This is a genomic window from Stutzerimonas zhaodongensis, assembly GCF_003696365.1.
Taxonomy (GTDB): Bacteria; Pseudomonadota; Gammaproteobacteria; order Pseudomonadales; family Pseudomonadaceae; genus Stutzerimonas; species Stutzerimonas zhaodongensis.
Window position 1 is genome coordinate 662,550 of record NZ_RFFM01000001.1, and the last position, 21,513, is coordinate 684,062.

A 21,513-nucleotide genomic window follows, 5' to 3' on the forward strand; every position below is an offset into this window, starting at 1 on the left:
ACCGAAACGGGTGCTACCGCTGTCATCGAACAGCAGGCAAGATGTTTTCAACGAACAGACAAGGAAACCACCATGAATCCAGCAGGCGAGACCTTTCGCATTGCCACCACCGCTGAAGCGGCCGTGGACCACCTTGCCGAGCTGCATCAGCAGGCCACCCGGGCGTTGAACCAGGCACTCAAGCGCTATGTCACGACACGCGAAGAGCCCGACGCCGCAGAGCGCGCGCTGTTCCACTATCCTGAGCTGCGCCTGACCTATGCCTGTCATGGCGAGGTTCCTGCCTCCACTCGCGCATATGCCAAGGTTCAGGCGCCCGGTGTGTATAGCGTCACCGTCACCCATCCAGCGGCCTTCCGTAGTTACCTGCTCGATCAACTGCGGCCGCTGATCAGTGACTTCGCGGTAAAGGTCGAGGTGGGCATCAGCGACCGCAACATTCCCTACCCCTATGTGATCGAGCAGGGCGACGAGCTGGCCGGCACCGGTGTGACGGCAGCCGAGCTGGCGCGCGTGTTCCCGAGCACCGATCTGTCCGCAGCCACCGACGACATCGCTGATGGCCTGTACGACTGGGAGCACGCCGACCCCTACCCGCTGGCGCTGTTCGACGGGGCGCGGGTGGATTTCTCCCTGCGCCGGCTGGTGCATTACACCGGCAGCGACTGGCGGCACGTGCAGCCGTGGATCCTGCTGACCAACTATCACCGCTACGTCGATCAGTTCATCCGTCACGGTCTCGACATGCTGCGCGACGACACCCGTTTCGTGCGTATGGTGCTGCCGGGCAACATCATCATCGAGCGCGGCATGGAGGAGGGTGAAGCGCAGGCGATCATTGGCGGTGTGCTCTGGCACCGCTACCAGATGCCGGCCTATCACTTGCAGGCTGAAGACGGCGACGGCGTCACTCTGGTCAACATCGGGGTGGGTCCTTCCAACGCCAAGAACATCACTGACCACCTGGCCGTGCTGCGCCCGCACTGCTGGTTGATGATCGGCCACTGCGGGGGCTTGCGTCAGTCGCAATCCATCGGTGATTACGTGCTGGCTCACGCCTACATGCGTCGCGACGGCATTCTCGATCGCGTGCTGCCGCCACATATTCCGCTGCCCGCTCTGGCCGAGGTGCAGCAGGCGTTGCAGGAGGCTGCCGCACAGATCACCGGTGACAAGGGCGAAGCGCTGAAGAAGCGTCTACGCACTGGCACCGTGCTGACCTATGACGACCGTAACTGGGAGCTGCGTTGGGCGCAGGAGCGGCCGCTGATCAACCTGTCACGGGCCGTTGCGGTGGACATGGAGAGCGGCACTATCGCCGCCCAGGGTTATCGCCTGCGGGTGCCATACGGCACGCTGCTCTGCGTGTCGGACAAACCGCTGCACAGCGAGATCAAACTGCCCGGCTCGGCCAATGCCTTCTACGAGCGCGCCGTGACCCAGCATTTGAAGATCGGTATCGCTGCGCTCGACCTGTTGCGCACGCAGCTCAACTCCTTGCACTCGCGCAAGCTGCGCAGCTTCGACGAGCCACCGTTCCGGTAACAGGCATCGGTGTAAAAGCAAAAGCCCGAGTTCAGCTCGGGCTTTTGCTTGTTGGGGTGAGGTTTGGCGTCAGGCGGCGAGCAGCCAGGCGCCGGCTAGCGCAGAAGCTGCGCCCGCGATACGAACCAGAGGCGCCGCTACCTGAGGAAGATTGCGCGCCACGATGTAACCGGTCCCGTGCAGCGCGGCGGTGGCGGCCACGAAGCCTGCCGCATAGCCCCAGGGGCTGGACAGTGCGGGCAATTCGAGCCCGTGCGCTACCCCATGACTCAGCGCGAACAGAGCGGTCAGCGCAGCCGCCACAGCCACTGGCGGGCGCACGGCAAGGGCGACCAGCAGGCCGAGCGCAAGCACCGAACCGGCGATACCCGTTTCCATCAGTGGTAGTTCGATGCCGGCAAAGCCCAGCAGCCCTCCGACAAGCATGGTCGCCACGAAAGTAAGCGGCAATGCCCAGCGCGCCTTGCCGGTTTGCTGGGCAGCCCAGAGGCCGACGGCGAGCATCGCCAGCAGATGATCAAGACCAAACACTGGGTGGGCGACACCTGACATCACGCCAGCATGGTCGTGGCCCGGGTGGGCGAAGGCCAAGGTCGGGCCGAGCAAAAGTGCGCAAGCGGTGAAGAGTTTGCTGTACGGATTCATGTGGAATTCCTTCTGGTAGGCATGGTGGTCGCGAATCGTCTCGGGCGATTCCGGTAAGTTGGTTGGCCTCGTCTTGATGGAGCTGGCGAAGCGATCAGCGGCTCTCGCCCTGTTCCGAGCCATCTCGATCCAACGAAGTGATTCATCAGGCAGCTTTAAGCATTCCCTGTTTTTCGATGAAGGCGATGATTTCGTCGAGGCCCTGCCCAACCTTCTGATTGCTGAACACGAAGGGCTTGTCGCCACGCATCTTGCGGGTATCGCGATCCATGACTTCGAGCGAGGCGCCGACCATGGGCGCCAGGTCGACCTTGTTGATCACCAGCAGATCGGACTTGCAGATGCCCGGTCCGCCCTTGCGCGGCAGCTTGTCGCCGGCCGATACGTCGATCACGTAGATGGTCAGGTCCGACAGCTCCGGGCTGAACGTCGCGGAAAGGTTGTCGCCGCCGGACTCGACGATGATCAGGTCCAGCCCCTGGAAACGGCGGTTTAGCTGCTCGACGGCTTCGAGGTTGATCGATGCATCTTCACGTATTGCCGTGTGCGGACAGCCGCCGGTTTCGACGCCAATGATGCGTTCCGGCGCCAGGGCCTCGTTACGTACCAGGAACTGGGCATCTTCCTGGGTGTAGATGTCGTTGGTCACCACGGCGAGGTTGTAGCGATCACGCAGAGCCAGGCAGAGGGCGAGAGTCAGGGCAGTCTTGCCGGAACCGACCGGGCCGCCGATACCGACGCGCAGGGGTTGGGTGTTCATGGGTGTTCTCCTCTAAAAGGCAGCGTGACTGCCTCGGTTTGATGCGAAGGGCGTGCCGCTGCCGGTTGGGGCAGGGGATGGGAGTCGTTGGGTGAGCCTGTTTTGCGGCCAAGATCCTTTTGCGTTAGCTCGGTGAACACCGTGCGCCACGCGTGACCGCCGAGTTCACGAGCAGAGCTCGCTACTACAGACGTGCACGGCAAAGCCGGAATTGATCCCCTCATGACCTAAACAACCGACTGTACTGCCGTTCATGCGCCATGCTGGCCAACGCCAGCCCAAACGCCGCGCTCCCCCAGCGCTCTGGCTCGATCAAGGTTGCGTCTCGTTGAGCCTGTTCCAACGTCGGCAGCAGCTGCGAGGTCAACCGCTGAGCCGCCTGCTGTCCGAGCGGCAGCGTTTTCATCAACACTGCCAGCTGGTTCTCCAGCCAGCCCCAAAGCCAAGCAGTAAGCGCATCTTCCGGGCTGATCCCCCAGGCACGGGCGGCCAACGCCCAGCCAAGAGCGAGGCCGGGCTCTTCGATAGGTTGGTAAAAGGTGCGGGCCGGCTGGTCGAGCTCCGGCAGATTGTCTAACAGCTGCTTGAGCGAATAACCCATCTGCCTGCTCTCCAGCCGCAGCTCTCGGGTTTCTCGACTGGCACGATGGCAGGCCGTTAGCCGCTCCAATTCAGGCCAGTCCTGATTGCTGGCAGCGTGACAGTGAGCCAGGAGCAGCGGCGCTTCGAAGCGCGCGAGGTTGAGCACAAGCTGATCGCTAAGCCAGCAACGCGCTGCGGCTTCATCGCTTACCTGCCCACGTTCCACCGCCATCTCCAGGCCTTGGGAATAGCTGTAGCCACCTATCGGCAGCTGCGGGCTGGCGAGTCGCAGCAAGGCGAACGCCGCGGGATTCACGTGCGTACGCCGAACTGGTGCAGTCGCGGTGCGTAGCTGAATTCGGCTTCGCCTGCGTGGGAATGATGATGGCCGCCGCCATAGGCGCCGTGCTCTGGCTGAAACGGGGCTTCGATATGTTCCACAGTCGCGCCCAGTTGAAGCAGCATGTCCTTGAGAACGTAGTCATCGAGCAGGCGTAGCCAGCCGTCACCAACCTGCAGCGCTACGTGGCGATTGCCCAGGTGGTAAGCCGCGCGTGTGAGTTCGAAAGCGCTGACGCAGGTGACGTGGAGTAGTTTTTCCGAGCGAGCACGCACGATAACGATGCGGCCGTCTTCGGCCTGCAGGCACTCGCCATCGCGCAACGGCGGTTGGCCGCGCTCAAGAAACAGGCCGACGTCTTCGCCCTTGGTGGTGAAACAACGCAGCCGCGATTTGCTGCGCGCGTCGTAGCTCAACTCCAGTTCCGCGTCTGGATGAGGGTGCGTAGCGGTGCGTTGGCGTATGACAAGCATGGGCAGTTCCAGTTGTACTGATGAGTACAAGCAGAGCAAGTGCCTTGCCAATGTGGCGTACCGCACATTAAGTGGGCTGAGGGGGAATCGTGCCTGTTATTGGGGCTTCAGCTGACCTTTTTTGGTGCTTTGATAGCAATAGTGCGCCATAATGGTGCGCTCAGTGCAGCTCACGCACCATGTAGATTGCCGGAATCTGATAACTGGCAAGATTGGTGGCTTGCGGCTGGTCAAGCTCGTCATGAGCGGCATAGCCCATCCGAGTCCAGAAGGCTTCCGATTCCTGTACTGACACCAGCGCCGAGTAGCGCAGCTGCTGGGTGCGGGCCTGCTCCAGGTTGTTGCGCACCAGCGCCGGTCCGATACCACGGCCACCGGCTCGGCGGGCGACGGCAAGATCATGCAGGTACAAGCAATCCGCTTCGGTATGGTGCTGAAATTCGCCGTCCAGTGGCGTCACCTTGCCAACGCGTGAGTGATAGGCGAAGAGGTAGGCGCAAACACCCTGATCGTCCTCGGCTACCCAGGCCAGCTGTGGGCAGGCGGCAAAGCGTGCCCGGATCACCGCTTCGTCCTCGAGTACTTCCGGGGCGTAGGATTCTTCCTGAATCCACATGACAGCAGGAATATCTCGCGCCTGCATCGCTCGTAACTTGAACATCAAACAACACTCGCAATGGCGCGGCCGGCTCTGCGGCACGCTCGGGGGCGGCGATCATACGCGATTGCCCGTCGAGCGGAACGCCCACCGACGGACGCCGGCATTAGAACCCGACGGGATGACAGTTACGTGATCGGTCCGTCTTGAGGCGGCGTGCCGATCCAGGCCGCGCCGAACCGGATGAAAAAGTTGCTCCATGACTACCGTTAACTGTGCGGCGTCTGGTCGGCCGAGCTAACGTGATGACTGACGAGTCGCGCATTTCCGGGCATAATTTCTTAGTTAGCTACCTATCTTCGCGGTCATCCCCTTGAACAACTCGCACAATCCGTTGCTTGGCGTCGCGCTCATTCTTGTCTCGTGCCTGACACTCGCCGGTCACGATGGTCTTTCCAAATATCTGACTCAGCTGTACCCGGTGTTTCTGGTCATCTGGGCCCGGTACATGGCGCAAACGTTTCTCATGATTGGCCTGTTCAGCCCGAGCATGGGACGCCGTGTGTTCCACACCCTACGGCCGAAACTGCAGGTCTGTCGCGGTTTGAGTCTGGTGTGCGTGAGCATGCTGTTCATCAGCGGCTTGAGCTATATCCCGCTGGCCGAGGCGACCGCTGTCATCTTCCTTACGCCGCTGCTGGTTACCATCGCGTCCGCTTTGCTCGGTGAGCGCGTCAGTCGCAGTCAGTGGTTGGCAGTGGTCTGTGGGCTGATCGGCGTGATGATCATCGTCAGGCCCGGCGGCGCGCTGTTCACACCCGCCATCCTGCTGCCGTTCGGTGCCGCTGTGAGCTTCACGCTGTATCAGCTCATAACGCGCCGGCTCAGCGCCACGGATCATCCGGTGACCAGCAACTTCATCACCAGCCTGGTGGGTAGCGCGGTGATGAGCGTACTGGTGGTCTTCAACTGGCAAACGCCGACGCTGCATGACGGGCTGATGATGGCGGCGCTTGGAGCCATGGCAATGAGTGGTCACCTGCTGCTGACAAATGCATTCCGCTTTGCCAGCGCCGCCGCGCTGGCACCGTTCACCTATTCGCAGATCATCTTCGCCGGCGTGGTGGGGCTGGTTGTCTTCGATCATGCACCGGATATAGGTGCGGTCATCGGGATGGCCATCATCATCGCCAGCGGACTGGTCATGGCGTATGTACAGGGCCGACAACCTCGCCCGCAAATCTAGAACACCGCGGGCGTGCCTCCGGCCGTCCGTGTCGCTTCCAACACTACCGAACAAGGGCGACTCGACCCTTGCGTGCGACTCATCAGGAAAACACATGCAACGTATCTCTCATCACGCCCTGCGCAGCGAATTCCGTCGGCTACTCGCTTCTGACCGCTGTTACCACACCGCATCGGTGTTCGATCCGATGTCGGCGCGCATCGCTGCCGATCTCGAATTCGAGGTCGGGATTCTCGGTGGCTCCGTCGCCTCGCTACAGGTACTGGCTGCCCCGGACTTCGCCTTGATTACCCTGAGCGAGTTCGTCGAACAGGCCGCGCGCATCGGCCGTGTCACCCGCCTGCCGATCATCGCTGATGCCGACCATGGCTACGGCAATGCCCTCAACGTCATGCGCACCGTGGTTGAACTCGAACGCGCCGGGATCGCTGCGCTGACCATCGAAGACACGCTGTTGCCGGCCAAATTCGGACGCAAGTCCACCGACCTCATCGGCATGTTCGAGGCGGTCGGCAAGATCCGTGCGGCTCTCGAGGCGCGCATCGACCCCGAGCTTTGCATCATTGCCCGGACCAATGCCGGGGTTATCGGCCTGGAAGAAGTGATTGCGCGCGTGCAGGCCTACGAGGCCGCAGGCGCCGATGCCATTTGCTTGGTTGGCATCGAAGATTTCACGCAGCTCGAGCAGGTGGCCGAGAAACTCAACGTGCCGCTGATGCTGGTCACCTATGGCAATCCGCAACTGCGCGACAACGCGCGGCTGGCCGAGCTTGGCGTACGCATCGTCGTCAATGGTCACGCGGCGTACTTCGCTGCGATCAAGGCCACCTACGACTGCTTGCGCGAACAGCGCCAGATCGATGCCTCGGACCTCAATGCCTCGCAGCTTTCGGTCAAATATTCGACCGCCGAGGAGTACATGGTCTGGGCTGAGGAATACATGCAGGTCAAGGAATAGACCAGCTGTCACTGGCAACACGGGAGATCCGATGAACCCACGCCTGCTTACCTTCATGGTGGCTTTCGCCGCGTTTCTGGGGCCGTTCACGCAGACGGTCTATGCGCCGATCCTGCCAGAGCTGGGCGCTGCGCTCGCTACCACGCCTCTGCTGATCAACCTCAGCATTTCGATCTTTACCTTCGTGCTGGCGTTTATGCAGATCGTCTACGGCCCGCTGGTAGACCGACGTGGTCGTCGGAGGACTTTGTTGGCGGGGCTTGCGGTATACATCGTCGCGTCGCTGGGTTGCTTTCTGGCTCAGAACATCGAGACGCTATTGGTCTTCCGCGCCTTGCAAGCCGTCGGGATAGCGGCGGGTGCGGTGGTGGCCGTCACGGTGATTGGCGACCGGTTCGAAGGCGCTGAGCGCGGCCGCGCAATGGGTTCATTCCAGATGATGGTTGCGCTGGGGCCGGTTGTCGGCCCGGTGGTCGGCGGTTTTATCGGTGAGCATGTGGATTTCCACTACGTGTTCCTGCTGCTCGCGGTGGTGGGCGGCGTAGCGCTGATGGCAAACGCGATCTGGCTGGAAGAGACGCGGCCTGCCGGGGTTACCCCCAAGGCGTTTCATCCTGCCGAGTACATGGATGTGCTGCGTAACCATCAAGGCCTGGCGCTAATGCTGCTGAGCTTCGTGCAGTATTACGCCTTCTACAACTATCTCGTGTTCATGCCGCGGGTGCTGGACAGCGTCTATGGTCTGAGCGCCAGCGAAAAGGGCCTGGTATTTCTGCCGCTGTCGATTGCGGTGGTGATCGGCTCTTTTACCGGTGGGCGATTGCTCGGTCGCTGGCGTCCCAGGCCGATGCTGCTGGTCACGGCCCTGCTCAACGCGCTCAGCCTGCTGCTGTTTCTCGCCGTTGCGCAATGGTCGCTCACTGCGCTGGTAGTGGCGGTTACGGCGTTCGGGCTTTTCCTCGGGCTCTCGCTGCCGGTGCAAACCAGTCTGCTGATGGATCTATACCCGAACAACCGGGCCACTGCCGTAGGCAGCTACAACTTCTTCCGCTTCATGGGCATGGCCACCGGGCCGGTGCTGGGCTCCTGGCTGTATCAAGACGGCAATCTCGGGATGCTGTACGGCTTCGCGGCTGGAGTTTTTCTGCTGGCCGTTGGCAATGCACAGCGGCACTTGCGCCAGGGCTGACAGGCGAGCGGTCAGAAGAACTGGCGCTCGGCCTTGAACATCATGAAGCGCTCGCAATGGGCGTTGAGCCCTGAGTAGACGCCGCATTGCGCGCCGCTCAGGTTGGAGTCGGTATAGGACAGGTCCATCTGCACGCCGAGCAGATCTCGGGAGAGGTTCAGCGACCAGTCATTGAATACCCGCACGCTGCCCCCGGGGTGATACATGGGGCTGTCCATCGAATGGCTGGCGTACTTCAGGCGCACACCCAGATCGAGCGGTCGCACCGCCCCCAGCTCCAGGTAAAGCGTACTGTCAGTACGACCGAGGGCGCTGCTCAAGGCGCCGCCCATGCGACTGCCTCCAATGTTGAATCCTGCGTAGTAGGCTTCGCGGTTGCGATTCTCCAGTTCCGGGAAGCTGTAGCGAATCACACCCAGCTCGTATCCCGGGCCGTCGTCCAGACGCTGCTGCGCAAAGCCGACATAGCTGTTGAATTCCAGCTGACTACCATCCAGGACGCCAATGCTTGGCGACCATTGTCCGACATACAGGCCGCTGTCGTGCGTAAGGTCCAGACCGCCGCGAAAGGCGCTTGCAGTGGTTGGCCGAACCAAACCCTGGGCCATGCTGCGGGTAGGCGCAGTGCCGAGCTTGAGGTCAAACTGCCCAACCTCACGCTCGACGACCTCGGGTTGGCTCGCGCAGCCGGTCAGCACGATGGCCAATGCCATCAGGTATCTAAAATCCATATACAGCTTTCACTGGTTAGTTCTGGGGCGGTCGACCAGTGACGACCCTGTGCGGCAAACGGAGCCGGAGCGATCGAACCGCTCTACAGCTCAGGTCTGTGCCGTTTCCGGGCCGAAGAATAGCCAACACATCTTCGCCGCGATCCCCGCTCGTCGATTTGGCGCCAGCAAATCGACGGGTGGTGCCGAGCTGTTGGCTTAACTGATTATTTGCGCCGCCAATCGCCTGGACTGAACCGGATCAATGAGGTGCCTTCCAATAAAAGTGAGTGCCACTAAAAGTGGCGTAAAGAGTGAGAGGAGGTGTGCGATGGCCACCGGTTGGGCTAATGAGGGCGCTGTGCAGGAACAGATCGACAGCACCATCGAAGACGCTGTCCAGCGTGCGCGCAGTCGGCTGGGACGAGGCGAAAGTCTGACCCACTGTGAAGAATGTGACGCGAAGATTCCGGAGGCACGGCGGCAAGCGGTGCCCGGCGTACGGTTGTGCATAAAGTGCCAGACCGAGCTGGACAAGCAGGAGGCGAAGTTCAGCGGTTACAACCGTCGTGGCAGCAAGGACAGCCAGCTACGCTGATTGGCGGCGCGAAGTCCTGGGGAAAATAGCGCGAAAACCTGAGGTGTGACCGCACTCGATGCGCGCCCGCGTGTCTCACGTCGCGTCCCCCACACCCTTTCATGGACGAGGAATGTACCCATGATGATTTTCGAAGCCCTGCGCCTGAGCCACGACATTCAGCGCGATCTTTCCGAGCGCCTGGTTCAAACCAGCGGCGACTCCTCCGAGCGCAAGGAGCTGTTCGCTCAGCTTAAACACGAACTATGGGTGCACTCGGTAGCCGAAGAGCGCCATTTCTACATTCCTCTGATGGGAGATGACAGCGGGGTCGATCTGTCCCGTCATGCCATTGCCGAGCATCACGAAATGGACGAGATGGTCGAGGCGCTGGAAGAAACCGATCCCAGCAGCCCCAGCTGGCTGGCCCAGGCACGCAAGCTATCGGACAAGGTCCACCATCATCTGCAGGAAGAGGAACACAAGTTCTTCCAGATGGCTGGCAAACTCCTCAGTGAGCAGCAAAAGCGCCAGCTAGCAGGTGCCTATCTGGGCGCCTACGAAGTGATGAAAGCCGAGCACGCCTAAGCTGCCGAGCCGCCGGTGGGCATGCTGAAGATGAAGGTCGTGCCCGCCTCGGCAGTGGACGTTGCCTGCATCTGGCCGCCGTGTGACAACGCAATTTCGTTGGCGATGTACAGCCCCAGTCCGAGCCCTGACTGGGTGCTGGATGGCTCGCGCCAGTAAGGCTGAAAAAGATGCGCCAGCCGCTCTGGTGGTATCGGCTCGCCCGGGTTGTTTACCGTCAGGACGAAGCTACCAGCTTCGATCCGTGCGCAAATCCGCACCGCGCCATCCGCAGCTCCATGGGTGAGGGCATTGGCCAGCAGGTTGGATAGCAGTTGCGCCAGGCGGTCAGAATCGCAACGGATCGGCGCAAGGTTTTCGATCTGGCATTGCAGCCTGCGCTCCGGATAGCTGCTTTGCATCTCGGAGACTATATGCGCCAGTGTTTCGTGCAGGTTGTCGCATTCACGGATATTCAGCGGAATGCCATTGCCCAGCCGGCCACGGGCGAAGTCCAGTACGTCATCCACCAGCCGCGAGGCACGGTGAGTGGCCGTGAGCATCTGTTCGGCAATACCCGTGATTGCGGGCTCACTGGAGCGCCTCAGCAACAATTGAGTTCCCGAGATGATCGACGCCAGCGGGTTGCGCAGGTCGTGACCGAGCAAGGCGATGAACTGTTCTCGCAGCTCGGCGGTCTGGCGAGCATCCAGCAATGCCGCCTCGGTCGCCTCGAACTGTTCCTCGGCCTCCAGCTGGACGGCCAGAAGTTTTGCGAAGGACTCCATCATCGCGCGAGTCGAGCCATCCGACAGATTTGCCGGTAGCGGATCGAGCGCACACACGGTGCCGAAAAAACTGCCATCGGTACGAAATATCGGAGACGAAATGTAGCTTTCGAAACCGTAGATCCTTGGCGTGTGATGATCGCGGTAGCGAGCGTCTTCACTGACCTTACTGATGACGATGGTTTCGTGAGATGCGTGGATTTCGTGGCAGAGGGTCGTCGTTACTTCCAGCTCGCTACCTACGTGCATGCCAAAGTCGATTCGGTCGAGCACTGCACATGCCGTCCAGGAGTCGTCCGTAACACGTGCTACGGCGGCGAAGCGCAGCCCGGTGGTCTCTGTGATGACCTGAAGGATGGCGGGAACTGCGTTGATACGGCTGATCGCCGAGATGTCGTCGGTTACCGATCGTTTCATTCTGGTGTCGTCGTGGTCAGAGCGCGGCGAAGGGCGTGGCACTTTACCATGAGCGAAACCTCTATCCGAATCGGCCCGACAAATTGCCGGGTCGATCTGGATTATGCACTCATCCTTGCGGAGTGAGCGTTGCTGCCACCGTCGCAGGGACGATCTGCTTGCGCATCAGCAGGTAGTGCACGACTGCGCCGAACAGGGCGCCCAGCAACCAGGCGAAGCCAGACAGGCTTTCCAGGCCTGGCGTCCATACCGAAGCAACGGAGAAGATCGAGCTGATACCAAAGGCGATAATCGCTTTGCGATTCCATCCGGCGTTGAAGTAGTAGGTCGAACCAGGCTCGGCTGAAAACAGATCCTGCACGTTCAGCTGCTGGCGACGGACCAGGTAGTAATCAGCCACGATGATGCCGTACAGCGGTGCCAACACCGCGCCCAGGGTGTCGACGAACGCGGCAATGCCCACGGCGCTGATGAACGACACCCACAGGGCACCGATGAAAAAGGCGATCGCTGCTGTGATGAAACCACCGGTGCGGGCGCTGATGCGCGCCGGCGCCAGGTTGGCGATGTCATATGCCGGTGGAATGAAGTTGGCGACCAGATTTATACCGACGGTGGCAGCGAAGAAGGTGATCGCAGCGATGAGGGTCAAGCCGACATTGTCGATGCGTGCGACGATATCGGTCGGGTTGGTCAGCGTTTCACCGAATACGACCACGGTACCGGCGGTGATGACCAGGGCGATCAACGAGAAGATCGCCAGACTCACCGGCAGCCCGAGGAAGTTGCCGATGCGCATCTGACGCTCGTCCTTCACGAATCGCGCGAAATCTCCATAGTTGATCACCACCGCAGCGAAGTAGGCGACCATGGTGCCGACCACGGCCGCGAATGCCGCAATCGGTCCTCCGGAATAGCTGCCGGTGCCGCTGAAAATGTTGCCCAGCGCACCTGCCAGGCTTGGGCCCGCCTTGTAGCAGATGGCGATCATCATCGCGATCATGACAAGATAGACCAGCGGGCCCGCCCAGTTCAGAAAGCGCGTCACCCAATCGACACCCCGTACGAACAGCGCAACCTGGAAGACGCAGACGATCACGTAGGCGACCCAGTCGACGCTTGTCAGCCCCAGCAGCGTGGCTTCAGAGCCCGGACCGAATAGGGTACGGATAAGTAGTGCCACGGCGGTAGAGGCGAAGTAAGTCTGCACGCCGTACCAGAAGATCGCGACAATCCCGCGCACCACCGCTGGGAAGTTCGCGCCGCGTATGCCCATGCTGGCGCGGGCCATGACCGGGAACGGGATACCATATTTGACGCTGGGTTTGCCGGTCAGCTGCACAAGACCCATGACGATGAAACCTGCAACCACGATGCCCGCCAGCACGGCCCAGCCGTTGAGGCCGTAACTGATGAACAGCGTGGCGGCCAGGGTGTAGCCGAACAGGCTCTGAATGTCGTTGGACCACACGTTGAATATCTCGAACCAGCCCCACTTCCGTTTACCAGGGGCAAGTGGTGCAAGGTCGGCGTTGTGCAGACTTGGGTCGATGTGCTTGATCTGATAATCGTCGTGATTCATCGGTATGCGCCCTGTGCAGATTATTGTTCGCTTGGTTGTATGCAGTTCTTGTTCCGCGTACGGCAGGATCGCGACAATTTGAGGATCGACCGATGGTCATTCCGGTCTCCGCCTCAACGAAGATTAGACGCGGCGGGATTTTTCGTTAGATTTTTTGTATACAAAGGATGGTGTGGTGATGAGTGATTTGGTCAATCCTTTGCTCATTCCTGAAGCACCGCGTTCGATGACGCACGTTAAGCGTGCGGCCGGGGACAATTCTTGGCTGCATGAGCGAACGCGAATGTCTGCGTCATCCACCACCAGTAGCTCTGAGCCTCAACGGGAGACCGGCGTCGCCCTTAGGGCTGAGCTTGCTCGATCAGCATGCGTCAAGAGGATCGCCAGCAAGGACTGGGTGTCCCCCTGGCTCCTACAGATGCCGCGGCGATCATCGGGATCCGAGCACCGCGCTTTTCGTAGGAGCGAGCTTGCTCGCGATCATGTGCTGATGCGTCTTCTCAACAACAGAACATGGATCGCCAGCAAGGACTGGGCGTCCCCCTGGATCCTACGGGGTGGTGTGGCGGGGTGCAGCCCGGACTGCTGGTCTTCGCTGCCGCCCCTCACTACTCAGAATTTCCGCCTGGCTACCTGATCAGAACAGGAAGTAGCGCTGCGCCATGGGGAGTACTTCCGCGGGCTCGCACCAGAGCAATTGCCCGTCCGCACGGACCTGATAGTTCTGCGGATCTACCTGGATATCCGGTGTGTAGTCATTGTGGATCAGATCCTTTTTCTGCACCTGGCGGCAGCCCTTCACCACACCGATCTTCTTCTTCAGGCCCAGCTGCTCGGGCACGCCGGCCTCGAAAGCCGCCTGGCTGATGAAGGTGAAGCTCGATGCATGTAGCGAGCCGCCGTAGCTGGCAAACATCGGCCGGTAGTGCACCGGTTGCGGTGTCGGGATCGAGGCGTTGGCGTCGCCCATCAGGCTCGCGGCGATGGCGCCGCCCTTGAGGATCAGCGTCGGCTTCACGCCGAAGAACGCCGGACGCCAGAGCACCAGGTCGGCCCATTTGCCCACTTCGATCGAGCCCACCTCGTGGCTGACTCCGTGGGTGATCGCCGGGTTGATGGTGTACTTGGCGATGTAGCGTTTGGCGCGGAAGTTGTCGTTGCCCGCGCCGTCGCCGGGCAGGGCGCCGCGCTGCTTCTTCATCTTGTCGGCGGTCTGCCAGGTGCGGGTGATCACTTCGCCGACGCGGCCCATGGCCTGGCTGTCGGAGCTGATCATCGAGAACGCGCCGAGATCATGCAGGATGTCTTCGGCGGCGATGGTCTCGCGGCGGATGCGGCTCTCGGCAAAGGCCACGTCCTCGGCGATGCTCGGGTCGAGGTGGTGGCAGACCATGAGCATGTCCAGATGCTCGTCGATGGTGTTGCGGGTGAACGGCCGGGTCGGATTGGTCGAACTGGGCAACACGTTAGGGAAGCCGCAGGCCTTGATGATGTCCGGCGCGTGGCCGCCACCGGCGCCTTCGGTATGGTAGGTGTGGATGGTACGGCCCTTGAACGCGCCGAGGGTGGTCTCGACGAAGCCCGATTCGTTAAGGGTGTCGGTGTGGATCGCGACCTGCACGTCGTACTGGTCGGCGACGTTCAGGCAGTTGTCGATGGCGGCCGGGGTGGTGCCCCAGTCCTCGTGCAGCTTGAGGCCGATGGCACCGGCTTTGACCTGCTCGATCAGCGGCTCGGGCAGTGAGGCGTTGCCCTTGCCGGTGAAGCCGATGTTCATCGGGAAGGCGTCGGCGGCCTTGAGCATCATCGCCATGTGCCAGGGGCCGGGCGTCACCGTGGTGGCGTTGGTGCCGGTAGCAGGCCCGGTGCCGCCACCGATCATGGTGGTCACGCCGCTCATCAGCGCCTCTTCGATCTGCTGCGGGCAGATGAAGTGGATGTGCGAGTCGATGCCGCCGGCGGTGAGGATCATGCCTTCGCCGGCGATCACTTCGGTGCTGGCGCCGATGGCGATGGTCACATCGGGCTGTATGTCCGGGTTGCCGGCCTTGCCGATGGCGGCGATGCGGCCGTCCTTGAGCCCCACGTCCGCCTTGACGATGCCCCAGTGGTCGAGGATCAGGGCGTTGGTGATCAGCGTGTCGACCACGTCGGCGGCGCACAGCTGGCCCTGGCCCATGCCGTCACGGATCACCTTGCCGCCGCCGAATTTCACTTCCTCGCCATAGGTGGTGAAGTCCTTTTCGACCTCGATCCACAGCTCGGTGTCAGCCAGGCGCACCTTGTCGCCGACGGTGGGGCCGAACATGTCGGCATAGGCTTGGCGGGAAATCTTCATTGGCGCTTCCTGATCGTCCGTATTGGCTCTGCCTTCACCCCAAGCCTCTTCCGGAGGGAGATGGGGCTGATTGGCGTTGGTCTGTCCCATCGCGGTCGGCCGCTTTTCTACTCTCCCCGTGGGTGAGAGGTGATCTGCGTGGTTCAATCCCGTCGCGACGTTGGCTTTGTCCCCTCTCCCTCTGGGAGAGGGGTGGGGTGAGGGGCTTTCAGAGCGCGCCCATCACCCGTCCGGCAAAGCCGTATACCTTTCTCTCGCCAGCCAGATCGACCAGCTCCACGTCGCGACTCTGGCCCGGCTCGAAGCGCACCGCGGTGCCGGCCGGGATGTTCAGGCGCATACCGCGCGCGGCGGCACGGTCGAACGCGAGCGCATCGTTGGTTTCGAAGAAGTGGTAATGCGAGCCGACCTGGATCGGCCGGTCGCCGCTGTTGGCAACTGTGAGCTGTACGGTACGACGACCAACATTGAGCTCGATGTCGCCCTTCTGGATCTGGTATTCCCCGGGAATCATGGTTCGGGCTTCCTGTTCAAGGTCAGTTGCATCATGGTCAGGTCCAGCCAACGACCAAACTTGCAGCCCACCTGACGCATCTGCGCGGCGTGCATGAAGCCCAGTTGTTGGTGCATATGGATGGAGGCGCGGTTTTCGCTCTCGATGGCGGCGATCATCACGTGCTTTTCGAGCTGGCGGGCGCGCTCGATCAACACCTGCATGAGGCTGCGTCCAATGCCGCTGCCACGATGGTCGGGGCTCACATAGACCGAATTCTCGACGGTATGACGAAAACCGTCGTGGGGGCGCCAGGGGCCGAAGGAGGCATACCCGGCAACCTTCTGTTGGTCGTCGATGGCGACGAGTACGGGATAGCCTTGTTCGTGGCGTTCGGCTAGCCAGGCGCGGCGGTTGTCGAGATCGACAACCCGGTCATTCCAGATCGCCGTGCTGTTCTGCACCGCGTCGTTGTAGATCTGCAGGATGCCTTCCAGGTCGGCGTCCAGGGCGTCACGTATCAGCACGTTGATATCCTTCAAACGGTTCAAGGTCTTTCGCAGTAGACATTGACCCCTGTTTCAAGCGATTGGTTGATGCACGGTGACCAGCTTGGTGCCGTCTGGGAAGGTCGCTTCGACCTGGATTTCGGGGATCATCTCCGGTACGCCTTCCATCACCTGTTCCCGGGTCAGCAGCGTCGTGCCGAAGTGCATCAGCTCGGCGACAGTCCGGCCGTCCCGAGCGCCTTCCAGCAGGGCTGCGGAGATGTAGGCCATCGCCTCCGGGTAGTTGAGCTTCACGCCGCGCGCCAGACGACGCTCGGCGACAAGCCCGGCGGTGAATATCAACAGCTTGTCTTTTTCTCTCGGTGACAGATCCATAACAGCTCCATTCGTGGGGTGGATGTGGCTCTTTACATCCACCGGCTGGTGGTCGAAACCACCCAGCAAAAATTCAGGCTGGCGCTTCTATGGAGCGCCAGGGTAGGTGGGTAACGGCAGAGCCTCACCCACCAATATTCACGTACTCCAGATCCTCGGTGGCACTGCCTGGCGGCCGAGCAACTCCGGGCGCAGCAGCCGCCACATGTCGATCAGCCAGGCCCTTGCGTGCAAGGCCTCGTCGGCCAGGCAGCGCCCGATCAACAGGCCAGGCAGCTGGGTCATATCGCCCCGCACTTGACTTGGCCATTCGCGGCAACGTTCCAGCAGCTCTGGCTGTATTTCACCGCTTACGATCAGGGTGGCGAATACTGGCTGACCACCAAGGCCGATCGGTGAGTCCAGCAAGCCGTCGCCACCGACCACGCGTTGCCTTTCATGCCAGAGCAATTCGCCGTCGCGGCGGATGTCCAGCTGAGCCTGGAAGTGGCCTGCGTCAAAGCGTTCAGCACTAGCCGGCCGGCCCAGCGCGACGATGTCCCAATAGAACAACCTGGCGTCACCCTCCAGTTCGATGGCGGTGCTCAGCTCCGCCTGCGCAGCGGAGTAAACGATGCTTTCTTGTGGCAGCCATTCCAGTGTGGCGCCGGGCTCGACTCGCAACCGCACAGTCTGAAACGCGGGCCCGCCAGCGCGATACCACTTAGCGGCTCCTGGGCTGGTCAGCTGCGCCCAGGCCCCTGTGCCAACCGTGGCGCTGATGTCTAGACGATCACCGCCGGCAATGCCGCCCGGTGGGTGCACGATGATGTGCTGGCAGACCTCCGGCCCCTCCGGGTAGAGATGCTTCTGAACCCGCAGCGGGCCGCTGTGCCGACGCAGCACCGGGCGCGTCGAGTCGTCGAAGCGGGCATATCCCAGCTCGAGTTCGGCGTTCCAGTGGGGCGTGAACAGCGGAGTCAGAGCAGTCATGAACCTTGAGATCAATGATTAGATAAACGAGTCGAGCAATTGTCGTGCCTCTCGCGCCACGGCGGTGCGCGGGCCAGGCCCGCTGGCAACTGCGGGGAACGTTGGGAGACTTCGACGTTCTCCGGCTTGCCTTTAGCGCACCTAAATGGTGCGAAGCAGGCAGTCGACATTGCCCGTGATCCACTTTGGTGCGTCTAAGCAAGGCTGACTCCATTGCGTTCCGCTTGATCGGCCACTGATCCGCACGAGCCTTACCAGATCGACTGGGCGGTCACCGAAACAGCTTGTTGCCAGCATCACGCTGCTTTATGGCCCTTTATCTCTTCAGAGCTGCTCGTTTGACGAGGGTGCAAGCGAGTGCCAATGTCAGTCAGGCGAAGAGTTCCGATGTGTCCGGCGGTGGTCGCGCGTTCGACCCGTTTGCTCGCGGCGGTCGGCTATCGCTCGGTGGCACACATAACAACAAGATCCACGGAGACGCCGCATTGAATCTATTGTTCCAGCAAGTGCTCAACGGGCTGACCCTGGGCAGCATCTACGGTGTGGTCGCCCTTGGCCTGACACTCGTCTACGGCATCCTGCACATTCCCAATTTCGCCCACGGCGCGCTCTATATGGTCGGCGCTTTTGCGTCGTACTTCTTCATGACCGATCTAGGCCTGCATTACTGGATCGCCATGTTGGCATCCGGGGTAGTGGTGGCCGTGCTTGCAGTGCTGTCGGAACGGTTGGTCTTCCACCCGCTGCGCAATGCACCGCCAATCCACGACAAGATCGCAGCGATCGGCATCCTGCTGTTTCTCGAAGCGGTGGTACAGATGCTCTGGGGCTCGGACTTCCGCCGGATGGCCTCGCCGTACGCCGGCATCCTCAACTTCGATGGACTGATCATCCCCGAGCAGCGCCTCCTGATCATCGTGGGCGCCTTTACCCTGATGCTGGGGCTGCACCTGTTCCTGCGCAAGACGATGCTCGGCTCGACCATCATCGCCATGGCTCAGAGTCGCGAAGGCGCGTTCCTCGTCGGTATCGACTCCAACCGCGTAGCGATGCTGACGTTCGCCATCTCGGGCATGCTCGCCGCCTTCGCCGCGACGCTCTACGCACCGATCAACCTTGTGTATCCGGCGATGGGGCATCTGGTGATCATGAAGGCCTTCGTGATCATCGTGCTCGGCGGCATGGGCAGCATTCCGGGCGCCATCATCGGCGCCATGATCCTTGGCTTCGCCGAGAGCTTCGGCGGCTTCTACCTGTCTTCGGATTACAAGGACATCATCGCTTTCTCTCTGCTGGTGGTGATTCTGTCCTTCCGCCCGACCGGGCTGTTCGCCAAGGGGGCTCACTGATGCATCGTTTCGCGTCCTTATTGACCGGCCGCGGCGCCAAGTTGGCGTTGCTGGCCCTGGCCCTTGCCTTCCCGCTGTTCGCCAAGAGCGAGTATCAGGTCTACGTGATGGCCAGCGCTTTCATCTGGGCCATTGCGGTCTACGGCCTGAACATCATCACTGGCTACTGCGGCCAGCTGAACCTCGCCCACGGCGGTTTCTTCGCCATCGGCGCCTACACCCTGGCGATTCTCACCGCTGACCATGGCTGGAATTTCTGGCCGGCCTTCGTGGCGGCGGCACTGGTTTCGGCTGCCGTCGGTGCGCTGGTCGGGATCGTCTCGCTGAGATTGAAGGAGCACTTCTTTGCCATCTTCACGCTGTGCGTCGGCTTCATCATTTATCTGCTGATCGACAAGTGGGAAGAGCTGACCCACGGCGCCATCGGCATTCGCGGTATTGCCGCGCCGGATGGCTTCGGGCTGGTGGATTTCAGCCAGACGGTGCCCTTCTACTATCTCGCGCTGCTGTTTCTGGTTCTGGCGATATGGTTTGCCGGGCGGCTGGCTCGCTCGCTACTGGGGCGTACCTTCATGGCGATCCGCAACGGCGATGCGCTGGCCCAATCACTGGGCATCGACCTGATGCGCAACAAGCTGCTGGCCTTTGTCCTCTCGACCACCTATGCCGGTGTCGCCGGGGGTCTTTATGCCTCGATGATTCGCTTCATCGGCCCGGAGGAAGCCAACCCCAACCACACGTTCGACATGATCACCTACCTGCTGGTGGGCGGCTTCGGCACCTTGTTCGGGCCGCTGGCCGGTACCGTTGGGATCGTCTGGATCACCCAGTCGCTGCAGTTCCTCGAGGACTACCGGATGATCATCTTCGGCCCGCTGATCGTGGTGCTGGTGATCTTTATGCCGCGTGGCGTGATCGGCACCTTCCTCGGCTGGAAGTTGCGCAAGGACACCGCAGCAGCCCGGGCGAACGACCCGCGTGCCGCCACCAAGGTCACCCCAGGCAACGAGGTGAACAACAATGCTTAAGGTCGAAAACCTCACCAAGATGTTCGGCGGGCTGGCGGCGGTGCACGACGTCAGCGTTGAGTTCGAAGCGCGCAAGATCAACGCCATCATCGGCCCGAACGGCGCCGGCAAGAGCACCTTCTTCAACCTGATTTCCGGCGTGCACAAGCCGACCTCCGGTCGCATCCTGATCGACGGCCACGACGTTTCACGGATGCGTTGTGATCGTGTGGCCCGGCTCGGCGTAGGCCGGACCTTTCAGACCACCCACCTGTTCGAGCAGGCCACCGTTCTGGACAACCTGATCGTCGGCCATCGGCTACGTACCCGATCCGGCCTCTGGGATGTGCTGATCAATTCCAAGCGTCTGCAACAGGAAGAGCGCGAATGCCGCGAGAAGGCCCGCGCCGCGTTGGATTTCGTCGGCCTGGCGCACTTGGAAAATCGTGTGGTGCTGGATATCTCTCAGGAGGAGCGCAAGCGCGTCGCCTTTGCCCTGGCCTTGGCCACCGAACCGAAGCTGGTGCTGCTCGACGAGCCGGCGGCAGGCGTCAATCCCGAGGAGACCGAAGGCCTTGCCGAGCTGATCCGCAAGATGCCCGAACACGGCCTGACGGTGTGCCTGATCGAACACAAGATGGACATGATCATGGGCCTGGCGGACAAGATCATGGTGCTCAACTACGGCGAGAAGATCGCCGAAGGTACGCCGGCCGAGATCAAGGCTAACCCGGCTGTCATCGAAGCCTATCTGGGGAGTGACTACGATGCTGCAGCTTGACCGGGTCGATGTCTGCTACGGCAGCTTCAAGGCGCTCACGCAGGTTTCCATGACCGTCGGCGCCGGCGAACTGGTGGTGCTGCTTGGCGCCAACGGTGCCGGCAAGACCACCTTGTTCAACACCATCAGCGGGTTGCTCAAGCCAACCGCTGGCAGCATTACGCTGGAGGGCAAGCGCATCGACGGCCTCAAGCCTTCCGGCCTGGTTGCCGCTGGCGTTGTGCACTGCCCGGAAGGGCGCAAGCTGTTCCCGCAGATGTCCGTCTCGCAGAACCTCGCCCTCGGTGCCTATCTGCATCGCCGCGATGGCGAAGGCAACAAGCGCAACCTGAAGGAAGTGCTCGACCTGTTTCCCATCCTGCACGACAAACGCAACCAGCCGGCCGGTTCGCTGAGCGGTGGCCAGCAGCAGATGGTGGCGATCGGCCGAGCATTGATGAGCCGCCCGCGTCTGCTGATGCTCGACGAGCCCTCGCTCGGATTGGCGCCGCTGGTGGTCAACCAGATGTTCGAGGTGATCTCGCGCATCAACAAGTCCGGCACCAGTGTGTTGCTGGCCGAACAGAATGCCTTCGCGGCGCTGAAGATCGCCCATCGTGCCTATGTCATCGAGGGCGGCAGCCTGGTGATGGAAGGTGATCAGCAGGCCATGCTGGGTAACGAAGCCGTGCGCAAAGCCTATATCGGCGCCTGAACAGTCATGACCCAGGAG

At 61.5% G+C, this 21,513-nt stretch carries 23 protein-coding genes; 10 read left to right on the plus strand and 13 right to left on the minus strand.

What is annotated here, in order from left to right; translation table 11 throughout:
* Nucleotides 1–72: 72 nt before the first annotated feature.
* The gene (gene amn / locus EA797_RS02905; protein ID WP_122164660.1) at nt 73–1,545 is read left to right on the plus strand and encodes an AMP nucleosidase; all 1,473 of its coding nucleotides are present in this window, start codon (nt 73–75) and stop codon (nt 1,543–1,545) included.
* A gap of 69 nt (nt 1,546–1,614) precedes the next feature.
* On the opposite strand, the gene EA797_RS02910 is transcribed toward amn, so the two are convergent.
* The 5 genes from EA797_RS02910 to EA797_RS02930 form a co-directional block, all read right to left on the minus strand.
* Nucleotides 1,615–2,190, minus strand: coding sequence for a HupE/UreJ family protein (locus EA797_RS02910; protein WP_122163684.1), 576 nt, complete (start codon nt 2,188–2,190; stop codon nt 1,615–1,617).
* Between the two features lie 145 nt (nt 2,191–2,335).
* A complete protein-coding gene (gene ureG, locus EA797_RS02915) occupies nt 2,336–2,950 on the minus strand; it encodes an urease accessory protein UreG (RefSeq protein WP_122163685.1) in 615 nt (204 codons plus the stop codon).
* A 220-nt stretch (nt 2,951–3,170) separates the two neighbouring features.
* A complete protein-coding gene (locus EA797_RS02920; RefSeq protein WP_122163686.1) occupies nt 3,171–3,848 on the minus strand; it encodes an urease accessory protein UreF in 678 nt (225 codons plus the stop codon).
* The gene (ureE, locus tag EA797_RS02925; protein WP_122163687.1) at nt 3,845–4,345 is read right to left on the minus strand and encodes an urease accessory protein UreE; all 501 of its coding nucleotides are present in this window, start codon (nt 4,343–4,345) and stop codon (nt 3,845–3,847) included. Before ureE ends, EA797_RS02920 begins: the two co-directional genes overlap by 4 nt.
* Before the next feature lie 160 nt (nt 4,346–4,505).
* Nucleotides 4,506–4,988 (minus strand): GNAT family N-acetyltransferase, encoded by a 483-nt coding sequence (locus EA797_RS02930; RefSeq protein WP_122164662.1) that lies wholly within the window; start codon nt 4,986–4,988, stop codon nt 4,506–4,508.
* 328 nt (nt 4,989–5,316) lie between these two features.
* On the opposite strand from EA797_RS02930, the gene EA797_RS02935 reads away from it, so the two are divergent.
* The 3 genes from EA797_RS02935 to EA797_RS02945 all read left to right on the plus strand — a co-directional run bounded on the left by EA797_RS02935 (nt 5,317) and on the right by EA797_RS02945 (nt 8,336).
* The gene (locus EA797_RS02935) at nt 5,317–6,189 is read left to right on the plus strand and encodes a DMT family transporter (RefSeq protein ID WP_122163688.1); all 873 of its coding nucleotides are present in this window, start codon (nt 5,317–5,319) and stop codon (nt 6,187–6,189) included.
* A 94-nt stretch (nt 6,190–6,283) separates the two neighbouring features.
* The gene (locus tag EA797_RS02940; RefSeq protein ID WP_122163689.1) at nt 6,284–7,147 is read left to right on the plus strand and encodes an isocitrate lyase/PEP mutase family protein; all 864 of its coding nucleotides are present in this window, start codon (nt 6,284–6,286) and stop codon (nt 7,145–7,147) included.
* Between the two features lie 31 nt (nt 7,148–7,178).
* Entirely contained in the window at nt 7,179–8,336 is a 1,158-nt protein-coding gene (locus tag EA797_RS02945) for an MFS transporter (protein WP_122163690.1), read from the plus strand.
* An 11-nt stretch (nt 8,337–8,347) separates the two neighbouring features.
* Here the strand turns inward: EA797_RS02945 and EA797_RS02950 are convergent, their stop codons facing one another.
* Nucleotides 8,348–9,067 (minus strand): TorF family putative porin, encoded by a 720-nt coding sequence (locus EA797_RS02950; RefSeq protein WP_122163691.1) that lies wholly within the window; start codon nt 9,065–9,067, stop codon nt 8,348–8,350.
* Between the two features lie 310 nt (nt 9,068–9,377).
* On the opposite strand from EA797_RS02950, the gene EA797_RS02955 reads away from it, so the two are divergent.
* Together EA797_RS02955 and EA797_RS02960 are read left to right on the plus strand one after the other, a co-directional pair.
* Nucleotides 9,378–9,644, plus strand: coding sequence for a DksA/TraR family C4-type zinc finger protein (locus EA797_RS02955; protein ID WP_122163692.1), 267 nt, complete (start codon nt 9,378–9,380; stop codon nt 9,642–9,644).
* Between the two features lie 120 nt (nt 9,645–9,764).
* On the plus strand, nt 9,765–10,211 hold the full coding sequence (locus tag EA797_RS02960; RefSeq protein WP_122163693.1) for a hemerythrin domain-containing protein: 447 nt from the start codon (nt 9,765–9,767) through the stop codon (nt 10,209–10,211).
* On the opposite strand, the gene EA797_RS02965 is transcribed toward EA797_RS02960, so the two are convergent.
* The 7 genes from EA797_RS02965 to EA797_RS02995 all read right to left on the minus strand — a co-directional run bounded on the left by EA797_RS02965 (nt 10,208) and on the right by EA797_RS02995 (nt 17,664).
* Nucleotides 10,208–11,395 carry a GAF domain-containing sensor histidine kinase gene (locus EA797_RS02965; protein ID WP_122163694.1) on the minus strand — a complete coding sequence of 396 codons (1,188 nt, stop codon included), beginning with the start codon at nt 11,393–11,395 and terminating at the stop codon, nt 10,208–10,210. The two genes, EA797_RS02960 and EA797_RS02965, sit on opposite strands and share 4 nt — an antisense overlap.
* Nucleotides 11,396–11,504: 109 nt before the next feature.
* Entirely contained in the window at nt 11,505–12,977 is a 1,473-nt protein-coding gene (locus EA797_RS02970; RefSeq protein ID WP_122163695.1) for an NCS1 family nucleobase:cation symporter-1, read from the minus strand.
* A gap of 637 nt (nt 12,978–13,614) precedes the next feature.
* Nucleotides 13,615–15,315 (minus strand): urease subunit alpha, encoded by a 1,701-nt coding sequence (gene ureC, locus EA797_RS02975; protein ID WP_122163696.1) that lies wholly within the window; start codon nt 15,313–15,315, stop codon nt 13,615–13,617.
* Nucleotides 15,316–15,523: 208 nt separating this feature from the next.
* Nucleotides 15,524–15,829, minus strand: a complete 306-nt coding sequence (locus tag EA797_RS02980; protein ID WP_122163697.1) for an urease subunit beta — start codon at nt 15,827–15,829, stop codon at nt 15,524–15,526.
* Complete coding sequence (locus tag EA797_RS02985; RefSeq protein WP_122163698.1) at nt 15,826–16,335, minus strand: GNAT family N-acetyltransferase; 510 nt, start codon at nt 16,333–16,335, stop codon at nt 15,826–15,828. The genes EA797_RS02980 and EA797_RS02985 overlap by 4 nt, the downstream gene beginning before the upstream one ends.
* Nucleotides 16,336–16,389: 54 nt before the next feature.
* Nucleotides 16,390–16,692, minus strand: a complete 303-nt coding sequence (ureA, locus tag EA797_RS02990) for an urease subunit gamma (protein ID WP_122163699.1) — start codon at nt 16,690–16,692, stop codon at nt 16,390–16,392.
* Nucleotides 16,693–16,830: 138 nt separating this feature from the next.
* Nucleotides 16,831–17,664 carry an urease accessory protein UreD gene (locus EA797_RS02995; RefSeq protein WP_122163700.1) on the minus strand — a complete coding sequence of 278 codons (834 nt, stop codon included), beginning with the start codon at nt 17,662–17,664 and terminating at the stop codon, nt 16,831–16,833.
* Nucleotides 17,665–18,011: 347 nt separating this feature from the next.
* Here EA797_RS02995 and EA797_RS03000 point away from each other — a divergent pair, with 347 nt between their 5' ends.
* From EA797_RS03000 to EA797_RS03015, 4 genes are read left to right on the plus strand one after another with little or no spacing between them, the layout of a single operon-like run.
* Nucleotides 18,012–19,013 (plus strand): branched-chain amino acid ABC transporter permease, encoded by a 1,002-nt coding sequence (locus EA797_RS03000; RefSeq protein WP_244214076.1) that lies wholly within the window; start codon nt 18,012–18,014, stop codon nt 19,011–19,013.
* Entirely contained in the window at nt 19,013–20,041 is a 1,029-nt protein-coding gene (locus tag EA797_RS03005; RefSeq protein WP_122163701.1) for a branched-chain amino acid ABC transporter permease, read from the plus strand. The genes EA797_RS03000 and EA797_RS03005 overlap by 1 nt, the downstream gene beginning before the upstream one ends.
* The gene (locus EA797_RS03010; protein ID WP_045424165.1) at nt 20,034–20,801 is read left to right on the plus strand and encodes an ABC transporter ATP-binding protein; all 768 of its coding nucleotides are present in this window, start codon (nt 20,034–20,036) and stop codon (nt 20,799–20,801) included. The genes EA797_RS03005 and EA797_RS03010 overlap by 8 nt, the downstream gene beginning before the upstream one ends.
* Nucleotides 20,788–21,495, plus strand: a complete 708-nt coding sequence (locus EA797_RS03015) for an ABC transporter ATP-binding protein (protein ID WP_122163702.1) — start codon at nt 20,788–20,790, stop codon at nt 21,493–21,495. The genes EA797_RS03010 and EA797_RS03015 overlap by 14 nt, the downstream gene beginning before the upstream one ends.
* The last annotated feature ends 18 nt before the right edge of the window (nt 21,496–21,513 follow it).

Coding starts and splice junctions, on each gene's coding strand:
- EA797_RS02940 (WP_122163689.1), top strand. CDS start 6,284: ATGCAACGTATCTCTCATCACGCCCTGCGCAGCGAATTCCGTCGGCTA.
- amn (WP_122164660.1), top strand. CDS start 73: ATGAATCCAGCAGGCGAGACCTTTCGCATTGCCACCACCGCTGAAGCG.
- EA797_RS02930 (WP_122164662.1), bottom strand. CDS start 4,988: ATGCAGGCGCGAGATATTCCTGCTGTCATGTGGATTCAGGAAGAATCC.
- ureA (WP_122163699.1), bottom strand. CDS start 16,692: ATGGATCTGTCACCGAGAGAAAAAGACAAGCTGTTGATATTCACCGCC.
- EA797_RS02995 (WP_122163700.1), bottom strand. CDS start 17,664: ATGACTGCTCTGACTCCGCTGTTCACGCCCCACTGGAACGCCGAACTC.
- ureG (WP_122163685.1), bottom strand. CDS start 2,950: ATGAACACCCAACCCCTGCGCGTCGGTATCGGCGGCCCGGTCGGTTCC.
- EA797_RS03005 (WP_122163701.1), top strand. CDS start 19,013: ATGCATCGTTTCGCGTCCTTATTGACCGGCCGCGGCGCCAAGTTGGCG.
- EA797_RS02980 (WP_122163697.1), bottom strand. CDS start 15,829: ATGATTCCCGGGGAATACCAGATCCAGAAGGGCGACATCGAGCTCAAT.
- EA797_RS02955 (WP_122163692.1), top strand. CDS start 9,378: ATGGCCACCGGTTGGGCTAATGAGGGCGCTGTGCAGGAACAGATCGAC.
- EA797_RS02970 (WP_122163695.1), bottom strand. CDS start 12,977: ATGAATCACGACGATTATCAGATCAAGCACATCGACCCAAGTCTGCAC.
- EA797_RS02945 (WP_122163690.1), top strand. CDS start 7,179: ATGAACCCACGCCTGCTTACCTTCATGGTGGCTTTCGCCGCGTTTCTG.
- EA797_RS02965 (WP_122163694.1), bottom strand. CDS start 11,395: ATGAAACGATCGGTAACCGACGACATCTCGGCGATCAGCCGTATCAAC.
- ureE (WP_122163687.1), bottom strand. CDS start 4,345: ATGCTTGTCATACGCCAACGCACCGCTACGCACCCTCATCCAGACGCG.
- EA797_RS03015 (WP_122163702.1), top strand. CDS start 20,788: ATGCTGCAGCTTGACCGGGTCGATGTCTGCTACGGCAGCTTCAAGGCG.
- EA797_RS02960 (WP_122163693.1), top strand. CDS start 9,765: ATGATGATTTTCGAAGCCCTGCGCCTGAGCCACGACATTCAGCGCGAT.
- EA797_RS02950 (WP_122163691.1), bottom strand. CDS start 9,067: ATGGATTTTAGATACCTGATGGCATTGGCCATCGTGCTGACCGGCTGC.
- ureC (WP_122163696.1), bottom strand. CDS start 15,315: ATGAAGATTTCCCGCCAAGCCTATGCCGACATGTTCGGCCCCACCGTC.
- EA797_RS02910 (WP_122163684.1), bottom strand. CDS start 2,190: ATGAATCCGTACAGCAAACTCTTCACCGCTTGCGCACTTTTGCTCGGC.
- EA797_RS03010 (WP_045424165.1), top strand. CDS start 20,034: ATGCTTAAGGTCGAAAACCTCACCAAGATGTTCGGCGGGCTGGCGGCG.